This window comes from Escherichia sp. B1147 (genome assembly GCF_001660175.1).
Lineage (GTDB): Bacteria > Pseudomonadota > Gammaproteobacteria > Enterobacterales > Enterobacteriaceae > Escherichia > Escherichia whittamii.
Map to the genome: position 1 here is coordinate 82,910 of NZ_LFHY01000012.1, position 15,727 is coordinate 98,636.

Genomic DNA, 15,727 nt, shown 5'->3' on the forward strand with positions numbered 1-15,727 from the left:
TTATGGGGATGATTGATGAAAAAAAAAGCGGCAGAGAAGATCTCCACCGCTTGTCATTGTTGGATGCGACACTTAACGCGTCTTATCCAACCTACAGGCCTGATAAGAGGCATCAGGCATGAAGCAGATTACTTTTTGATTTCATACAGCGGCGTTTGCCCCGCCACAACATGACCCTGAGCTTTAATGATAAGGCCGCTGAAATCATCGATATTGCTGCAAACCACCGGGCTAATCATCGAACGGGCGTTAGCGTTCAGGTAATCCAGATCCATTTCCAGAATCGGTTGCCCTGCACTCACCTGCGCGCCCTCTTCCACCAGGCGTTTAAAGCCTTTACCTTCCAGCGCCACGGTGTCGATACCCATGTGGACTACGATCTCTGCACCTTTTTCGGTTTCCAGACAGAACGCGTGGTTGGTGTTGAAGATTTTCACGATAGTCCCTGCGGCTGGCGACACAACGATTTTATCCGTCGGTTTCACCGCCACACCGTCACCCACCGCTTTGCTGGCGAATGCTTCGTCTGGCACCTGATCCAGCGCCACAACATCGCCGGTAATTGGTGATACTAGTTCAACAATAGACACTGCATTTGATACAGCCTGTGGTTTCGCTACCGGAGTGGCAGTTGTCGGTGCAGCTTCAGCAGAAGCAGCAGCTACCGGGCCACGAGCAACGACTTTCTTCATCGCATCGCCGATGGATTCTGCTTTTGCACCAACAATCACCTGGATGGTCTGCTTGTTCAGTTTCACCACACCAGAGGCACCCAGACGTTTACACATTGCATCGTTGACGCGAGCTGAGTCAGCCACAGTCAAGCGCAGACGAGTAATGCAGGCATCAATCGCTTTCAGGTTGTCACTACCGCCAACCGCAGCAATATAGTTGGTCGCCAGTTGAGTCAGACCTTCTTCAGTGTTGCTGTTAGCTTCTTCAGTAACGATCTCGTCATCTTTATCTTCACGACCTGGCGTTTTCAGGTTGAACATGCGGATAACTGCACTGAACACCACGAAGTAGATAACGAAGAAGATAACGCCCATCACCAGCAGCATCCAGACGTTCTGGCTGGCTGCCGGCAGGTTATACATCAACGCATAGTCGATAGCGCCCGCAGAGAAGGAGAAACCCGCGTGGATCCCCAGCAACGTTGCCACAAACAGGCTGATACCCGTCAGCAGTGCGTGCAGGAGGTACAGCAACGGAGCAAGGAACATGAACAGGAATTCCAGCGGCTCAGTCACACCGGTCAGGAACGCGGTGATTGCCACAGAAAGCAGCATCCCGCCAACCATCGGGCGACGCTCTTTCGGTGCAGCGAAGTACATCGCCAACGCCGCACCTGGCAGACCGAACATCATGATCGGGAAGAAGCCGGACATGAACATCCCCGCAGTACCGTCACCGGCATAGAAGCGGTTGATGTCACCATGGAAAACCGTACCCGCCGAGTTGGTGAATTCACCAATCTGGAACCAGGCGATGGTGTTCAGTACCTGATGCAAACCGGTTGGGATCAGCAGACGGTTGATGAAGCCGAAGATACCAGAACCCAGCGCGCCCGCAGAAACGATCCATTCGCCACCTGCATGAATAGCGTGCTGCACCGGTGGCCAGACGTAACCAAAAATGGCCGCCAGCACCAGACAGAAGAAACCAGTGGCAATAGGTACAAAACGTTTTCCGCCGAAGAAACTCAGGAAGTCAGGCAGTTTAATATCGGACCAACGGTTATAGACTGCACCACCGACCAGACCGGTAATGATACCTGCCAGAACACCCATGTTAATTTCTGGGTTGATGGTCACCATCGCTTTAGTTAACACAAAGTAACCAACCGCACCCGCCAGCGCCGCTGCGCCTGCACTGTCTTTGGACCAGCTGGATGCCACGCCGATGGCGAAGATTAATGCGAGGTTATCAAAAATCGCGCCGCCTGCCTGGGCAATAAACGCAACGTTAAGTAAATCTGGCTGACCGAATCGCAGCAACAGCGCCGCCACCGGCAGCACCGCGATAGGGAGCTGTAACGCCCTACCTAGTCGCTGGAAAAAACCTAAAATATTCATCTTATTCCCCCTACGAAACCCCTATTTGGCTCGTTTAAAGCCGTATTTTTATTTTGCTGCACATTGTACTGCCCAATGCTCTGTAATCAGATTATTAGATCATCTGTTACAGAGTTTGTGAAAATTTAATTCGTATCGCAAATTAAAAGCGTGCTTTTTGTGAGTTTTGTCACCAAATATCGTTATCACCACTCCCTTTGACTGGCTAAACCAGAAAACTTATTTTATCATTCAAAAAATCAGGTCGGATTGACGCCTGTCTGCGCAAATCCAGGTTACGCTTAAAGATGCCTAATCCGCCAACGGCTTACTTTTTACTTACTTGAGGTGAATAATGAGACTGATCCCCCTGACTACTGCTGAACAGGTCGGCAAATGGGCTGCTCGCCATATCGTTAATCGTATTAATGCGTTCAAACCGACTGCCGATCGTCCGTTTGTTCTGGGCCTGCCGACTGGCGGCACGCCGATGACCACCTACAAAGCGTTAGTCGAAATGCATAAAGCAGGCCAGGTCAGCTTTAAGCACGTTGTCACCTTCAACATGGACGAATATGTCGGTCTGCCGAAAGAGCATCCGGAAAGCTACTACAGTTTTATGCACCGTAACTTCTTCGATCACGTTGATATTCCAGCAGAAAATATCAACCTGCTCAACGGAAATGCCCCAGATATCGACGCCGAATGCCGCCAATATGAAGAAAAAATCCGCTCTTACGGCAAAATCCACCTATTTATGGGCGGTGTAGGTAACGACGGTCACATTGCATTTAACGAACCAGCCTCTTCTCTCGCCTCTCGCACCCGTATCAAAACCCTGACACATGACACTCGCGTCGCAAACTCTCGTTTCTTTGATAATGATGTTAATCAGGTGCCAAAATATGCGCTGACCGTAGGTGTGGGTACGCTGCTGGATGCCGAAGAAGTGATGATTCTGGTGCTGGGCAGTCAGAAAGCTCTGGCACTGCAGGCTGCAGTTGAAGGTTGCGTTAACCACATGTGGACCATCAGCTGTCTGCAGCTGCATCCGAAAGCCATCATGGTGTGCGATGAACCTTCCACCATGGAGCTGAAAGTTAAGACTTTAAGATATTTCAATGAATTAGAAGCAGAAAATATCAAAGGTCTGTAATTGTTATCCCTGCCCTGACGCCTTGCTCAGGGCATTATTATTTTTGAAATCGGGGGTCGGAATGTATGCATTAACCCAGGGCCGGATTTTTACCGGTCATGAATTTCTTGATGACCATGCGGTTGTTATCGCTGATGGCCTGATTAAAAGCGTCTGCCCAGTAGCGGAACTGCCGCCAGAGATCGAACAACGTTCACTGAACGGGGCCATTCTCTCCCCCGGTTTTATCGATGTGCAGTTAAACGGCTGCGGTGGCGTGCAGTTCAACGATACCGCTGAGGCGGTCAGCGTGGAAACTCTGGAAATCATGCAGAAAGCCAATGAGAAATCAGGCTGTACTAACTATTTGCCGACGCTTATCACCACCAGCGATGACCTGATGAAGCAGGGCGTTCGCGTAATGCGTGAGTACCTGGCAAAACATCCGAATCAGGCATTAGGTCTGCATCTGGAAGGCCCGTGGCTGAATCTGGTGAAAAAAGGTACCCATAATCCGAATTTCGTACGTAAGCCGGACGCCGCGCTGGTCGATTTCCTGTGTGAAAATGCCGATGTCATTACTAAAGTGACGCTGGCACCGGAAATGGTTCCAGCAGAAGTCATCAGCAAACTGGCAAATGCCGGGATTGTGGTGTCTGCCGGTCACTCCAATGCAACGTTAAAAGAAGCGAAAGCCGGTTTTCGCGCAGGCATTACCTTTGCTACCCATCTGTACAACGCGATGCCGTATATTACGGGCCGTGAGCCGGGTCTGGCGGGCGCGATCCTCGACGAAGCAGACATTTATTGCGGTATTATTGCCGATGGCCTGCACGTTGATTACGCCAACATTCGCAACGCCAAACGTCTGAAAGGTGACAAACTGTGCCTGGTCACTGACGCGACTGCGCCAGCAGGTGCCAACATTGATCAGTTCATTTTTGCGGGTAAAACAATATACTACCGCAACGGACTTTGTGTGGATGAGAATGGTACGTTAAGTGGTTCATCCTTAACCATGATTGAAGGCGTGCGTAATCTGGTTGAACATTGCGGTATCGCACTGGATGAAGTACTGCGTATGGCGACGCTCTATCCGGCGCGTGCGATTGGCGTTGAGAAACGCCTCGGCACGCTCGCCGCAGGTAAAGTAGCCAACCTGACTGCATTCACACCTGATTTTAAAATCACCAGGACTATCGTTAACGGTAACGAGGTCGTAACCCAATAAGAGAAAGTATGACACCAGGCGGACAAGCTCAGATAGGTAATGTTGATCTCGTAAAACAGCTTAACAGCGCGGCGGTTTATCGCCTGATTGACCAGCATGGGCCAATCTCGCGGATTCAGATTGCCGAGCAAAGCCAGCTTGCTCCCGCCAGCGTAACTAAAATTACACGTCAGCTTATCGAACGCGGGCTGATCAAAGAAGTTGATCAGCAGGCCTCCACCGGGGGCCGCCGCGCTATCTCTATCGTCACCGAAACCCGCAATTTCCACGCTATCGGCGTACGTCTCGGTCGCCACGATGCCACTATCACCCTGTTCGATCTCAGCAGTAAAGTGCTGGCAGAAGAACATTATTCGCTACCAGAGAGTACCCAACAGACGCTGGAACATGCTCTGCTGAATGCCATTGCTCAGTTTATTGATAGCTACCAGCGCAAACTGCGGGAGCTGATCGCCATTTCCGTGATCCTGCCAGGGCTTGTTGACCCTGACAGCGGCAAAATTCATTACATGCCGCATATTCAGGTGGAAAACTGGGGGCTGGTAGAAGCACTGGAAGAGCGTTTTAAAGTGACCTGTTTTGTCGGCCACGATATCCGCAGTCTGGCGCTGGCAGAGCACTACTTCGGTGCAAGTCAGGATTGCGAAGACTCCATTTTGGTGCGCGTGCATCGCGGAACCGGGGCCGGGATTATCTCAAACGGCCGCATTTTTATCGGCCGCAACGGCAACGTCGGTGAAATTGGTCATATTCAGGTTGAACCGCTGGGTGAACGCTGCCATTGCGGAAACTTTGGCTGCCTGGAAACTATCGCTGCCAACGCCGCCATTGAACAGCGGGTGCTGAATCTGTTAAAGCAGGGCTATCAAAGTCGTGTACTGCTGGATGACTGCACTATCAAAACAATCTGCAAGGCCGCAAACAAAGGCGACAGCCTGGCGTCGGAAGTGATTGAGTATGTCGGTCGCCATCTGGGAAAAACCATCGCCATCGCTATCAACTTATTTAACCCGCAAAAAATTGTCATTGCCGGGGAGATAACTGAAGCCGATAAAGTGCTGCTCCCTGCTATTGAAAGCTGCATTAATACCCAGGCGCTGAAGGCGTTTCGCACTAATCTGCCGGTGGTACGTTCTGAACTGGATCACCGCTCGGCAATCGGCGCTTTTGCGCTGGTAAAACGCGCCATGCTCAACGGTATTTTGCTCCAGCATTTGCTGGAAAATTAATGTGCTTTTATAGTGGCGCTTATTGTTGTCAATATTCTGGGTAGTCCATGACCATTAAAAATGTAATTTGCGATATCGACGGCGTGCTGATGCACGATAACGTCGCCGTACCGGGTGCAGCGGAATTTTTGCACGGGATTATGGATAAAGGCCTGCCGCTGGTGTTGCTGACCAACTATCCTTCACAGACCGGGCAAGATCTGGCGAACCGCTTTGCCACTGCCGGTGTCGATGTGCCGGATAGCGTGTTTTATACCTCCGCGATGGCGACCGCCGATTTCCTGCGTCGCCAGGAAGGCAAAAAGGCGTATGTGGTGGGCGAAGGCGCTCTGATTCATGAACTGTACAAAGCTGGTTTTACTATTACCGATGTGAACCCTGATTTTGTGATTGTTGGCGAAACGCGTTCCTACAACTGGGACATGATGCATAAAGCGGCCTATTTCGTCGCCAACGGTGCACGTTTTATCGCTACCAACCCGGATACTCACGGACGCGGTTTTTATCCAGCCTGCGGCGCGTTGTGCGCGGGGATCGAGAAAATCTCCGGACGTAAACCGTTCTATGTAGGTAAGCCGAGTCCGTGGATCATCCGCGCAGCATTAAACAAAATGCAGGCGCACTCGGAAGAAACAGTGATTGTCGGCGATAACTTGCGCACCGACATTCTGGCGGGCTTCCAGGCGGGTCTGGAGACGATTCTTGTGCTCTCTGGTGTGTCATCGCTTGACGATATCGACAGCATGCCGTTCCGCCCCAGTTGGATTTATCCGTCGGTCGCTGAAATCGACGTTATCTGAATACCAACCACGTCCCAGGACGTGGTTGGTTCTGATGACAAATGCCAAACTGCCTGATGCGCTACGCTTATCAGGCCTACGCCGCCCCTGCAATGTATTTAATTTTCATGCTTTTGTAGGCCGGATAATGCGTTCACGCCGCATCCGGCATGAACAAATCGCACTTTGTCAGCAATTTGGCCCACGTAAAATATAACCATTCAATAAAACCCGCTAAAAATTATCGATCCATCAATAAATACATCTCCACACCAGGTCTTTTTTCACTAATCGACAATCGCTATTACGTTTTTTATTTTTTCACCGCCAAATCTCTTGCGCACATTGCTGCTTTACGGCATTTTTTAAACAAGCAAACACAACAAGCAGCAAACACCAGGTTAACGGAGAAGGTTATGTGTTCAATTTTTGGCGTATTCGATATCAAAACAGACGCAGTTGAGCTGCGGAAGAAAGCACTCGAGCTGTCACGCCTGATGCGTCATCGTGGCCCGGACTGGTCCGGTATTTATGCCAGTGATAACGCCATTCTCGCCCACGAACGCCTGTCAATTGTTGACGTTAACGCGGGGGCGCAACCTCTCTACAACCAACAAAAAACCCACGTACTGGCCGTAAACGGTGAAATCTATAACCACCAGGCACTGCGCGCTGAGTATGGCGATCGTTACCAGTTCCAGACCGGGTCTGACTGCGAAGTGATCCTCGCGCTGTACCAGGAAAAAGGGCCGGAATTTCTCGATGATTTACAAGGCATGTTCGCCTTTGCCCTGTACGACAGCGAAAAAGATGCATATCTGATTGGTCGCGACCATCTGGGGATCATCCCGCTGTATATGGGCTATGACGAACACGGTCAGCTGTATGTGGCCTCAGAAATGAAAGCCCTGGTGCCGGTTTGCCGCACGATTAAAGAGTTCCCGGCGGGAAGCTATTTGTGGAGTCAGGACGGCGAGATCGACTCTTACTATCACCGTGACTGGTTCAACTATGATGCGGTGAAAGATAACGTGACCGACAAAAACGAACTGCGTCAGGCACTGGAAGATTCCGTGAAAAGCCATCTGATGTCTGACGTGCCTTACGGCGTGCTGCTCTCGGGTGGTCTGGATTCCTCAATTATTTCCGCTATCACCAAGAAATATGCCGCCCGTCGCGTGGAAGATCAGGAACGCTCGGAAGCATGGTGGCCGCAGTTGCACTCCTTTGCTGTTGGTCTGCCTGGTTCACCGGATCTGAAAGCAGCCCAGGAAGTGGCAAACCATCTGGGCACTGTGCACCACGAAATTCACTTCACTGTACAGGAAGGTCTGGATGCCATCCGCGATGTGATTTACCACATCGAAACCTATGACGTGACCACTATTCGCGCTTCAACACCGATGTATTTAATGTCACGTAAGATCAAAGCGATGGGCATTAAAATGGTGTTGTCCGGTGAAGGTTCTGACGAAGTGTTCGGCGGTTATCTTTATTTCCACAAAGCGCCAAACGCTAAAGAGCTGCATGAAGAAACGGTGCGCAAACTGCTGACCCTGCATATGTATGACTGCGCGCGCGCCAACAAAGCGATGTCAGCCTGGGGCGTGGAAGCGCGCGTTCCGTTCCTCGACAAGAAATTCCTCGACGTGGCGATGCGCATTAACCCGCAGGATAAAATGTGCGGCAACGGCAAAATGGAAAAACACATCCTGCGTGAATGTTTTGAGTCGTATCTGCCTGCAAGCGTTGCCTGGCGGCAGAAAGAGCAGTTCTCTGATGGCGTCGGTTACAGTTGGATTGACACACTGAAAGAAGTGGCGGCACAGCAGGTTTCTGATCAGCAACTGGAAACAGCCCGCTTCCGCTTCCCATACAACACGCCAACCTCAAAAGAAGCGTATTTGTATCGGGAAATCTTTGAAGAATTGTTCCCGCTTCCGAGCGCCGCAGAGTGCGTACCGGGCGGTCCTTCCGTTGCCTGTTCTTCTGCTAAAGCGATTGAGTGGGATGAAGCGTTCAAGAAAATGGACGATCCATCTGGTCGCGCGGTTGGCGTTCACCAATCAGCGTATAAATAAGAAATACGGTAACGCCCCGGAAAAAACTGGGTCGTTTGAGAGTGATGACAAACGCAAAACAGCCTGATGCGCTACACTTATCAGGCCTACGCAGACTATGCAATGCATTGTATTTTCACGATTTTGTAGGCCAGATAAGGCGTTCGCGCCGTATCCGGCATGAACAAAGCGCACCTTGTCAGCAATCTGTGACGCCCCGGAGAAATCCGGGGCGTTTTTAGTTATTGAGGAGCTTGTTGATTCTGATACGCGGTAAAGAAATGTTCCGGATTTGCCACATCGCTGTCAGATAACTCACTACTGTAAGCGACTGACCAGGTTGCCTGTTCATCCGGGATATGCAGGCTTCCATTTCCTTCTTTCAGACGTAATAACTCAAATGATTCACCTTTAATTACGGTGGTATAAGATTTTTCACCTTCCTGTAATGCTTTCACTTTGCAGCGAAAAATCTGACCATCAATATCATTATCAACATGCGATATCTGAACGAGTGCTTCATTTGTCGCTTTCGGGCCTATCCTCATCATCCACACCACCGCGCCTTCCTGTCCACGATAGCCAAAGACATACTTACCGATTTCCGGTCGGGCCGTATCGGCAAACGCGGATTGTATAAGTAATAAGGCCCCCATCAACACCGTTATAAAACGCAGCATATTATTCCCTCAATAAATCGCCTGAAGTGGTAGCAGAGATGCAGGCGTAGCGATCCCTGCCCTGTCCTATCGTAACGGTGCAGTGTTTCATGAGATAATTCTTCGGCGCTATTGTTGAATTCCGAATTTCATCCTGCATAGCAAAACAACAGAGAAAAACACAAAGTAAACAATAATTGACGAATATAGCGCCATGCTGTTCGCAACCTAACCAAACAGTCATTTTCGAGCAATTTTCCTTGAAAAAGATGTTGACGCTGCAAGGCTCTATACGCATAATGCGCCCCGCAACGCCGATAAGGTAACGCGAAAAAAAGATGGCTACGTAGCTCAGTTGGTTAGAGCACATCACTCATAATGATGGGGTCACAGGTTCGAATCCCGTCGTAGCCACCATCTTTTTTTGCGGGAGTGGCGAAATTGGTAGACGCACCAGATTTAGGTTCTGGCGCCGCAAGGTGTGCGAGTTCAAGTCTCGCCTCCCGCACCATTCACCAGAAAGCGTTGTACGGATGGGGTATCGCCAAGCGGTAAGGCACCGGTTTTTGATACCGGCATTCCCTGGTTCGAATCCAGGTACCCCAGCCATCTTCTTCGAGTAAGCGGTTCACCGCCCGGTTAATGGGGTATCGCCAAGCGGTAAGGCACCGGTTTTTGATACCGGCATTCCCTGGTTCGAATCCAGGTACCCCAGCCATCGAAGAACAATCTGGCTACGTAGCTCAGTTGGTTAGAGCACATCACTCATAATGATGGGGTCACAGGTTCGAATCCCGTCGTAGCCACCAAATTCTGAATCTGTCGAATAGATTCGGCAAATTCAAAAACAAATTTGTTGGGGTATCGCCAAGCGGTAAGGCACCGGATTCTGATTCCGGCATTCCGAGGTTCGAATCCTCGTACCCCAGCCAATTTATTCAAGACGCTTACGTTGTAAGTGCACCCTGTTGGGGTATCGCCAAGCGGTAAGGCACCGGATTCTGATTCCGGCATTCCGAGGTTCGAATCCTCGTACCCCAGCCACATTAAAAAAGCTCGCTTCGGCGAGCTTTTTGCTTTTCTGTGGACTTTAATGTCGAATGTAATGCTGACTCGTCTTATCCTTCAATGTCGGATGCGACGCTGGCGCGTCTTATCCGACCTACGGTTAGCATGCGTCCGGAAATGTGGTGAGGCTACAACCCTAACGCATACTTCAGCGCCTGCCGTTTCAGTACGCCAGCACGTTCCGCCGCCATCAAACCAAGATTACGAACAAAACGCAGCGGCGGTAGATTATTGCTGAATCCGGCATAAAACAGATCCATACCACTTTGCATAATGAAGTTATCCGCCATGCGCCGCATCTGGTAACGCTTGAGGACTGGATAACTGGCCCACGCTTCGCCATAACTGCGCGCGTTCACCAGAACGTCAATCAGGGCATCGACATCGCGATAACCTAGATTTACCCCCTGACCCGCCAGCGGATGGATGGTATGCGCGGCATCGCCCACCAGCGCCAGCCCTGGCTGAACATACTGCAACGCATGGCGGCGCGTCAGCGGAAAAGCCCCTGCGGAAAGCGGTGTTACATAACCCAGACGCGACGGGAAATTTTTCGCTATTTCCGCCTGTAACTGCGCCATATTCATACTCTGCAACTGGCGGATGCGTGCCGGAGAGTCATACCACACCAGCGACGCCCAGTTATCAAACAGCGGTAAAAACGCACGCGGACCGTCCGGGGTAAACTGCTGCCAGGTGCTATCGCCAGGATCGTTCTCACACTGTACGCTAATCAGCATGCAAGACTGCGCATACTGCCAGGCATGAACGCCAATTCCCGCCATCTGCCGTACCTGCGAATTTGCCCCGTCGGCACCAATCACCAGCTTCGCGCGGATCACTTCACCGCCCTTCAGTTCCAGCTCCTGAAGATCATTATCGCGATGCAGCGCAATCAGCGAGGTCGGCACACGTAACGTCACGTTCGAATGCGCTTCCAGTGCCTGCCACAGCGCCTGTTGCAGGACAGTGTTTTCCACCATATAACCAAGCAACGGCAGCTTGAGTTCAGCGGCATCAAACACCACATGCGCCGTTTCCCACTCCCAGGTTTCCAGTCTGCGGTAAGGATGGCAACGCATAGCCTGTACCGCATCCCAGACACCTAAACCTTTTAGCAATGATACCGAAGCCGCGCTGATCGCCGAGATCCGCACGTCCGGCTGGCTGTCGGCCACAAACGGCGCGGGCTCTGCATGCTCGATTACCGTTACCGAAAATCCGTGCTGCGCCAGTCCCAGCGCCAGTGCACCGCCGACCATTCCTCCGCCGACAATGGCAATTTCCGTTGGTTGATTTGTCATGGTCAATCATCCTGTTAGCAATATGCTTTAAGTTTACAGGATTTTTACCCCCAAGGGCTGATAACGCTCATACTGGTCACAACGCCAGCAAAGCATTACACTATGCGCCCTGCATTCCTGGCTACTATTTCGCAAGAGCAAGTCGATGACCAAAAAACTCCATATTAAAACCTGGGGCTGTCAGATGAACGAGTACGATTCATCGAAGATGGCCGATCTGCTGGATGCCACCCACGGCTATCAACTGACCGACGTGGCGGAAGAAGCGGATGTGCTGCTGCTGAACACCTGCTCAATCCGCGAGAAGGCTCAGGAAAAAGTCTTCCATCAGTTGGGGCGCTGGAAACTGTTAAAAGAGAAGAATCCGGACCTGATTATCGGCGTCGGCGGCTGCGTGGCTTCGCAGGAAGGCGAACATATTCGTCAGCGCGCCCACTATGTCGATATTATTTTTGGGCCGCAAACGCTGCACCGCCTGCCGGAGATGATCAACTCCGTGCGCGGCGACCGCAGCCCGGTTGTAGATATCAGCTTCCCGGAAATCGAGAAGTTTGACCGTCTGCCAGAACCGCGCGCCGAAGGACCGACCGCGTTTGTCTCCATCATGGAAGGCTGTAATAAATATTGCACCTACTGCGTGGTGCCTTACACCCGTGGTGAAGAGGTAAGCCGCCCGTCCGACGATATTCTGTTTGAGATTGCCCAGCTTGCGGCACAGGGCGTGCGTGAAGTTAACCTGCTCGGCCAGAACGTGAACGCCTGGCGCGGTGAGAACTACGACGGCACCACCGGATCGTTTGCCGACCTGCTGCGTCTGGTTGCCGCCATCGACGGGATCGATCGCATTCGCTTTACCACCAGCCATCCGATCGAATTCACCGACGATATCATCGAGGTGTATCGCGATACGCCGGAACTGGTGAGCTTCCTGCATCTGCCGGTACAGAGCGGTTCCGATCGCATCCTCAACCTGATGGGCCGTACCCATACAGCGCTGGAGTACAAAGCGATCATCCGTAAACTGCGTGCGGCGCGCCCGGATATTCAGATAAGTTCTGACTTCATCGTCGGCTTCCCGGGCGAAACCACCGATGACTTCGAGAAGACCATGAAGCTGATTGCCGACGTCAATTTCGACATGAGCTACAGCTTTATCTTCTCCGCGCGTCCGGGTACGCCAGCTGCCGATATGGTTGATGATGTTCCGGAAGAAGAGAAGAAGCAGCGTCTGTATATTCTACAAGAGCGCATTAATCAGCAAGCGATGGCATGGAGCCGCCGGATGCTCGGCACCACCCAGCGCATTCTGGTAGAAGGTACTTCGCGTAAGAGCATCATGGAACTTTCCGGTCGTACTGAAAATAACCGCGTGGTTAACTTCGAAGGTACACCAGATATGATCGGTAAATTCGTCGATGTGGAAATTACCGACGTCTACCCGAACTCCCTGCGCGGTAAAGTGGTGCGTACTGAAGATGAAATGGGTCTGCGCGTGGCAGAAACGCCGGAATCGGTGATTGCCCGTACCCGCAAAGAAAACGATCTTGGCGTGGGTTATTATCAGCCGTAATTCTCTGGCCCGCCGTTCGGGTGGGCCTTGTTTTTTCTCTCTTTATCCCCATTTTTATTGCAATGCTTGCGCCTTTTTCCTGTGGCGTGAATAATTTCCTTATAGGCCGGTGAATGTTCAGCTTCCGGCGGCATACAGATAAGAGGAACAGTTTGAACATAGACACTCGCGAAATCACCCTTGAGCCAGCAGACAACGCGCGTCTGTTGAGCCTGTGCGGCCCGTTTGATGACAACATCAAACAGCTCGAACGCCGTCTCGGCATCGAGATCAATCGCCGCGATAACCACTTTAAACTGACTGGCCGTCCGATTTGCGTCACCGCTGCGGCAGATATTCTGCGCAGCCTGTATGTCGATACCGCCCCGATGCGCGGTCAGATTCAGGATATCGAGCCGGAACAAATCCACCTTGCGATTAAAGAAGCGCGCGTGCTGGAGCAAAGCGCAGAGAGCGTGCCGGAGTACGGCAAAGCGGTCAATATCAAGACCAAACGCGGCGTGATTAAACCGCGCACGCCAAACCAGGCGCAGTACATCGCTAATATTCTCGACCATGACATCACCTTCGGCGTTGGCCCGGCGGGTACGGGTAAAACCTACCTGGCAGTGGCAGCAGCGGTTGATGCGCTGGAGCGTCAGGAAATCCGTCGCATTTTGCTGACCCGTCCGGCGGTTGAAGCCGGTGAGAAACTGGGCTTCCTGCCCGGCGATTTAAGCCAGAAAGTAGACCCGTATCTGCGCCCACTGTACGACGCGCTGTTCGAGATGCTGGGCTTTGAAAAAGTCGAGAAGTTGATTGAGCGCAACGTCATTGAAGTCGCACCGCTGGCCTATATGCGTGGTCGTACGCTGAACGACGCGTTTATCATTCTCGATGAGAGCCAGAACACCACCATCGAACAGATGAAGATGTTCCTGACCCGTATCGGTTTTAACTCAAAAGCGGTTATTACCGGCGACGTCACCCAGATCGACCTGCCGCGCAACACCAAGTCAGGCCTGCGTCATGCCATCGAAGTGCTGGCTGAAGTCGAAGAAATTAGCTTTAACTTCTTCCACAGTGAAGACGTTGTTCGTCACCCAGTGGTGGCGCGTATCGTTAACGCTTATGAAGCCTGGGAAGAAGCCGAACAAAAACGTAAAGCGGCGCTGGCGGCAGAACGCAAGCGCGAAGAACAGGAACAAAAATGAGTCAGGTGATCCTCGATTTACAACTGGCATGTGAAGATAATTCCGGGTTGCCGGAAGAGAGCCAGTTTCAGACATGGCTGAATGCGGTGATCCCGCAGTTTCAGGAGGAGTCGGAAGTGACCATTCGCCTGGTCGACACCGCCGAAAGCCACAGTCTCAATCTGACCTATCGCGGTAAGGATAAGCCGACTAACGTGCTCTCCTTCCCGTTTGAAGTGCCGCCAGGCATGGAAATGTCGCTGCTGGGCGATCTGGTTATCTGCCGTCAGGTCGTTGAGCAGGAAGCACAGGAACAAGGCAAACCACTGGAGGCGCACTGGGCGCATATGGTGGTGCACGGCAGTCTGCATTTGTTAGGTTACGATCACATCGAAGATGACGAAGCAGAAGAAATGGAAGCCCTCGAAACAGAGATTATGCTTGCTCTGGGCTATGAGGATCCGTACATTGCCGAGAAAGAGTAATTTGCCAGGCGTTTGACTGGCAGACGTCCCCGCCGTTGGTGATTAACGACGGCGTTTTGATTAACTAACATGAGAACCCATACGACGCCATGAGCGACGACAATTCACACAGTAGTGACACGATAAGCAACAAGAAGGGATTTTTCTCCCTGTTACTCAGCCAACTTTTCCACGGTGAACCGAAAAACCGTGACGAACTGCTGGCGCTGATCCGTGATTCCGGGCAGAACGACCTTATCGACGAAGATACGCGCGATATGCTCGAAGGGGTAATGGACATCGCAGACCAACGCGTTCGCGACATCATGATCCCCCGTTCCCAGATGATTACCCTGAAACGCAACCAGACGCTGGATGAATGCCTTGATGTCATCATCGAGTCTGCCCACTCACGTTTCCCGGTGATCAGCGAAGACAAAGATCACATTGAAGGGATTCTGATGGCGAAAGACTTGCTGCCATTTATGCGCAGCGATGCTGAAGCCTTCAGCATGGACAAAGTGTTACGTCAGGCGGTTGTCGTTCCTGAAAGTAAGCGCGTAGACCGGATGCTGAAAGAGTTTCGCTCTCAGCGTTACCACATGGCGATCGTCATTGACGAATTCGGCGGTGTTTCCGGTCTGGTGACCATTGAAGACATCCTGGAACTGATTGTTGGTGAGATTGAAGATGAGTATGACGAAGAAGATGATATCGACTTCCGTCAACTTAGCCGTCACACCTGGACCGTGCGCGCGCTGGCTTCCATCGAAGATTTCAACGAAGCGTTCGGCACCCACTTTAGCGATGAAGAGGTCGACACCATCGGTGGTCTGGTGATGCAGGCGTTTGGGCATCTTCCGGCGCGTGGTGAAACCATCGACATCGACGGTTACCAGTTCAAAGTGGCGATGGCCGACAGTCGGCGTATTATTCAGGTTCATGTCAAAATTCCGGATGACTCACCCCAGCCGAAGCTGGATGAATAAAACCGAAACTGGA

At 51.7% G+C, this 15,727-nt stretch carries 12 protein-coding genes and 7 tRNA genes; 16 read left to right on the plus strand and 3 right to left on the minus strand.

From position 1 onward, the window contains the following. Positions 1-128: 128 nt before the first annotated feature. Entirely contained in the window at positions 129-2,075 is a 1,947-nt protein-coding gene (nagE, locus tag A9180_RS11635) for a PTS N-acetyl glucosamine transporter subunit IIABC (RefSeq protein WP_064528944.1), read from the minus strand. Between the two features lie 334 nt (positions 2,076-2,409). Between nagE and nagB the strand changes: the two genes are divergently transcribed. The 5 genes from nagB (at position 2,410) to asnB (ending at position 8,509) form a co-directional block, all read left to right on the plus strand. Further along, positions 2,410-3,210 (plus strand): glucosamine-6-phosphate deaminase, encoded by an 801-nt coding sequence (gene nagB, locus A9180_RS11640; RefSeq protein ID WP_001237072.1) that lies wholly within the window; start codon positions 2,410-2,412, stop codon positions 3,208-3,210. A gap of 61 nt (positions 3,211-3,271) precedes the next feature. Beyond that, the gene (nagA, locus tag A9180_RS11645) at positions 3,272-4,420 is read left to right on the plus strand and encodes an N-acetylglucosamine-6-phosphate deacetylase (protein WP_064528945.1); all 1,149 of its coding nucleotides are present in this window, start codon (positions 3,272-3,274) and stop codon (positions 4,418-4,420) included. An 8-nt stretch (positions 4,421-4,428) separates the two neighbouring features. Continuing rightward, positions 4,429-5,649 (plus strand): DNA-binding transcriptional regulator NagC, encoded by a 1,221-nt coding sequence (nagC, locus tag A9180_RS11650; RefSeq protein ID WP_064528946.1) that lies wholly within the window; start codon positions 4,429-4,431, stop codon positions 5,647-5,649. Between the two features lie 47 nt (positions 5,650-5,696). Continuing rightward, a complete protein-coding gene (gene nagD / locus A9180_RS11655) occupies positions 5,697-6,449 on the plus strand; it encodes a ribonucleotide monophosphatase NagD (protein ID WP_000153129.1) in 753 nt (250 codons plus the stop codon). 395 nt (positions 6,450-6,844) lie between these two features. Beyond that, positions 6,845-8,509 carry an asparagine synthase B gene (gene asnB, locus A9180_RS11660; protein WP_064528947.1) on the plus strand — a complete coding sequence of 555 codons (1,665 nt, stop codon included), beginning with the start codon at positions 6,845-6,847 and terminating at the stop codon, positions 8,507-8,509. A 221-nt stretch (positions 8,510-8,730) separates the two neighbouring features. Here the strand turns inward: asnB and A9180_RS11665 are convergent, their stop codons facing one another. Beyond that, entirely contained in the window at positions 8,731-9,168 is a 438-nt protein-coding gene (locus A9180_RS11665; protein WP_064528948.1) for a hypothetical protein, read from the minus strand. Between the two features lie 319 nt (positions 9,169-9,487). Between A9180_RS11665 and A9180_RS11670 the strand changes: the two genes are divergently transcribed. The 7 genes from A9180_RS11670 (at position 9,488) to A9180_RS11700 (ending at position 10,191) form a co-directional block, all read left to right on the plus strand. Next, a tRNA-Met gene (locus tag A9180_RS11670) sits at positions 9,488-9,564 on the plus strand. Between the two features lie 9 nt (positions 9,565-9,573). Beyond that, positions 9,574-9,658 (plus strand) — tRNA-Leu (locus tag A9180_RS11675). 23 nt (positions 9,659-9,681) lie between these two features. Beyond that, positions 9,682-9,756: transfer RNA gene (locus A9180_RS11680), tRNA-Gln, on the plus strand. A 34-nt stretch (positions 9,757-9,790) separates the two neighbouring features. Beyond that, positions 9,791-9,865: transfer RNA gene (locus A9180_RS11685), tRNA-Gln, on the plus strand. Between the two features lie 14 nt (positions 9,866-9,879). Then, positions 9,880-9,956: transfer RNA gene (locus A9180_RS11690), tRNA-Met, on the plus strand. Positions 9,957-10,004: 48 nt separating this feature from the next. Then, a tRNA-Gln gene (locus tag A9180_RS11695) sits at positions 10,005-10,079 on the plus strand. A 37-nt stretch (positions 10,080-10,116) separates the two neighbouring features. Next, positions 10,117-10,191: transfer RNA gene (locus A9180_RS11700), tRNA-Gln, on the plus strand. 152 nt (positions 10,192-10,343) lie between these two features. Here A9180_RS11700 and ubiF read toward each other — a convergent pair. Then, positions 10,344-11,519, minus strand: coding sequence for a 3-demethoxyubiquinol 3-hydroxylase (ubiF, locus tag A9180_RS11705; protein WP_064528949.1), 1,176 nt, complete (start codon positions 11,517-11,519; stop codon positions 10,344-10,346). Between the two features lie 145 nt (positions 11,520-11,664). Between ubiF and miaB the strand changes: the two genes are divergently transcribed. The 4 genes from miaB to corC all read left to right on the plus strand — a co-directional run bounded on the left by miaB (position 11,665) and on the right by corC (position 15,714). Then, on the plus strand, positions 11,665-13,089 hold the full coding sequence (miaB, locus tag A9180_RS11710; RefSeq protein ID WP_000162737.1) for a tRNA (N6-isopentenyl adenosine(37)-C2)-methylthiotransferase MiaB: 1,425 nt from the start codon (positions 11,665-11,667) through the stop codon (positions 13,087-13,089). Positions 13,090-13,241: 152 nt separating this feature from the next. Continuing rightward, positions 13,242-14,282: a PhoH family protein gene (locus A9180_RS11715; RefSeq protein ID WP_002430212.1), complete on the plus strand. Its 1,041-nt coding sequence runs from the start codon at positions 13,242-13,244 to the stop codon at positions 14,280-14,282. Next, a complete protein-coding gene (ybeY, locus tag A9180_RS11720) occupies positions 14,279-14,746 on the plus strand; it encodes an rRNA maturation RNase YbeY (protein WP_000084458.1) in 468 nt (155 codons plus the stop codon). Before A9180_RS11715 ends, ybeY begins: the two co-directional genes overlap by 4 nt. Before the next feature lie 89 nt (positions 14,747-14,835). Then, positions 14,836-15,714 (plus strand): CNNM family magnesium/cobalt transport protein CorC, encoded by an 879-nt coding sequence (corC, locus tag A9180_RS11725; RefSeq protein WP_001278605.1) that lies wholly within the window; start codon positions 14,836-14,838, stop codon positions 15,712-15,714. Positions 15,715-15,727: the final 13 nt, after the last annotated feature.

Bases quoted from the DNA above. Each gene is read 5' to 3' on its own strand.
- nagE (WP_064528944.1), bottom strand. From the start codon at position 2,075: ATGAATATTTTAGGTTTTTTCCAGCGACTAGGTAGGGCGTTACAGCTC.
- nagB (WP_001237072.1), top strand. From the start codon at position 2,410: ATGAGACTGATCCCCCTGACTACTGCTGAACAGGTCGGCAAATGGGCT.
- nagA (WP_064528945.1), top strand. From the start codon at position 3,272: ATGTATGCATTAACCCAGGGCCGGATTTTTACCGGTCATGAATTTCTT.
- nagC (WP_064528946.1), top strand. From the start codon at position 4,429: ATGACACCAGGCGGACAAGCTCAGATAGGTAATGTTGATCTCGTAAAA.
- nagD (WP_000153129.1), top strand. From the start codon at position 5,697: ATGACCATTAAAAATGTAATTTGCGATATCGACGGCGTGCTGATGCAC.
- asnB (WP_064528947.1), top strand. From the start codon at position 6,845: ATGTGTTCAATTTTTGGCGTATTCGATATCAAAACAGACGCAGTTGAG.
- A9180_RS11665 (WP_064528948.1), bottom strand. From the start codon at position 9,168: ATGCTGCGTTTTATAACGGTGTTGATGGGGGCCTTATTACTTATACAA.
- ubiF (WP_064528949.1), bottom strand. From the start codon at position 11,519: ATGACAAATCAACCAACGGAAATTGCCATTGTCGGCGGAGGAATGGTC.
- miaB (WP_000162737.1), top strand. From the start codon at position 11,665: ATGACCAAAAAACTCCATATTAAAACCTGGGGCTGTCAGATGAACGAG.
- ybeY (WP_000084458.1), top strand. From the start codon at position 14,279: ATGAGTCAGGTGATCCTCGATTTACAACTGGCATGTGAAGATAATTCC.
- corC (WP_001278605.1), top strand. From the start codon at position 14,836: ATGAGCGACGACAATTCACACAGTAGTGACACGATAAGCAACAAGAAG.